This is a genomic window from Stenotrophomonas sp. HMSC10F07, from assembly GCF_001807895.1.
Lineage (GTDB): Bacteria > Pseudomonadota > Gammaproteobacteria > Xanthomonadales > Xanthomonadaceae > Stenotrophomonas > Stenotrophomonas sepilia.
In genome coordinates this window covers 1-2,150 of sequence record NZ_KV791428.1, presented here as the reverse complement: position 1 = coordinate 2,150, position 2,150 = coordinate 1, and the positions used below count along the sequence as shown (strand labels likewise).

Here is a 2,150-nt window from a genome sequence, read left to right as displayed (position 1 = left end):
AGCCGAGCGTGGGCTCGGCTCTACAGGGGCGCCCGCGCGCCGTTGGGGCCATGCCCGGCGGCCGCGCAGCGCGGCAACGCGATACCGTCAGCCCTCTTCACGGACGATCTCGACCAGGCGCGGGCCGTAGCGGCTCAGCTTGGTACCGCCGATGCCGCCGACCCGGGCCAGTTCATCCAGGCTGGTCGGGCGCTGCTCGGCGATGTTGCGCAGGGTGCTGTCGTGGAAGATCACGAACGCCGGTACGTTCTGTTCCCGGGCCAGTTCGGCGCGCAGGCCGCGCAGCGCGTTGAACAGGGCCAGGTCCTGCGGCAGCACCGACAGGCCGGTGCGCTGCGCACTGCGCTCGCGTCCGCTGGTGCTGCTGGCCGGGTCGCGGCGCATGCTGATCTGGCGGCGGCCGGTCAACACGTCGCGGCTGGCATCGGTCAGGCGCAGGCCACCGTGACCCTCGCTGTCCACTTCCAGCAGGCTGGCCGCGACCAGCTGGCGGAACACGCTGCGCCAGGTGCGTGCATCGAGGTCGCGGCCGATGGCATAAGTGCTCAGCTTGTCGTGGCCCTGCTGCCTCACCTTCTCGTTCTCGCTGCCGCGCAGGATGTCGATCAGGTGGCCGACACCGAAGCGCTGGCCGCTTCGATAGACGCAGCTCAGCGCCTTCTGTGCCGGTATGGTCGCGTCCCACGAGGCCGGTGGCGTCAGGCAGTTGTCGCAGTTGCCGCAAGGCTGGGGGTAGGTCTCGCCGAAGCCGGCCAGCAGCACCTGGCGGCGGCACTGCATCGATTCGCAGTAGCCCAGCAGATGGTCGAGCTTGGCCCGCTCCAGCTGCTTGCGCTCTTCGCCCGCCTCGGACTGCTCGATCATCTGCTTGAGCAGTACCACATCACCCAGGCCGTAGCACAGCCAGGCCTCGGCGGCTTCGCCATCGCGGCCTGCGCGTCCGGTTTCCTGATAGTAGCCCTCCATCGACTTGGGCAGGTCGGTATGCGCGACGAAGCGCACGTCCGGCTTGTCGATGCCCATGCCGAAGGCGATGGTGGCACACATCACGATGCCGTCCTCGCGCAGGAAGCGGCGCTGGTTGCCGGCGCGCACTTCCGGCGGCAGGCCGGCGTGGTAAGGCAGAGCGTTGAAGCCCTGGCCGCAGAGGAATTCAGCGGTCTCCTCGACCTTGCGCCGCGACATGCAGTAGACGATGCCGGCCTCGCCACGGTGGCCGCGCAGGAAGTCGGTCAGCTGCTTGCGGGCGTTGTCCTTCTGCACCACGGTGTAGCGGATGTTGGGACGGTCGAAGGAACTGACAAAATGGCGTGCTTCCTGCAGATCGAGGCGCTCGGCGATCTCGCGCTGGGTCGGCGGATCGGCGGTGGCGGTCAGCGCGATCCGCGGGATCTGCGGCCAACGCTCGTGCAGCACGGTCAACTGGCGATATTCGGGGCGGAAGTCATGGCCCCACTGCGACACGCAGTGTGCTTCGTCGATGGCGAACAGGGCGATCTGGCTGCGCGACAGCAGCGACAGGAAACGCCCGGTCAGCAGCCGCTCAGGGGCGACATACAGCATGTCCAGTTCGCCGGCGAGCAGCTCGCGCTCGACGCGGCCGGCGGTCTCGGCATCCAGGGTTGAATTCAGGTACTCGGCGCGCACGCCGAGCTGGCGCAGGGCTTCGACCTGGTCCTGCATCAGTGCGATCAGCGGCGAGATGACGATGCCGCAACCGTCACGCAGCAGGGCCGGGACCTGATAGCACAGCGATTTGCCGCCGCCAGTGGGCATCAGCACCAGGGCGTCGTGACCGGCAGCCACATGCTCCACGATGTCCTGCTGCGGACCACGGAAATCGTCGTAACCAAAGACGCGTTGAAGCAGGTCGTGCGCGGGACGGGATGCCATCGCGCTAGTTTACCTCCCGGAGGCGGCGGCAGGGCTGCGCCCTGGGAACGCGCCATCGCATGCGCGCTGCCGCTCCCACGCTTCGCTCCGCGAAACGCGGGCCCCACTTATCAGCTCCCAGACCCCCGCCGCTTCGCGTCCGCCCCCTGACTCAGGGGGCTCTCCCCCGGACTTGGCCCGGTGGGCGGTAGATCCACGCCATGCGTGGATGAAATCTGTCAGATATCGACAATCAAAATGGGGTCAGATCCGTTTTC

General features: G+C 67.8%; 1 protein-coding gene. It reads right to left on the bottom strand.

Features of this window, described 5'->3' with window-relative positions:
• Positions 1–87 precede the first annotated feature (87 nt).
• Positions 88–1,893, bottom strand: coding sequence for a DNA helicase RecQ (gene recQ, locus HMPREF3114_RS15395; protein WP_005418471.1), 1,806 nt, complete (start codon positions 1,891–1,893; stop codon positions 88–90).
• Between the last annotated feature and the right edge of the window lie 257 nt (positions 1,894–2,150).

Excerpts from the sequence above, each read along its gene's own strand:
- recQ (WP_005418471.1), bottom strand. The coding sequence starts at position 1,893 with ATGGCATCCCGTCCCGCGCACGACCTGCTTCAACGCGTCTTTGGTTAC.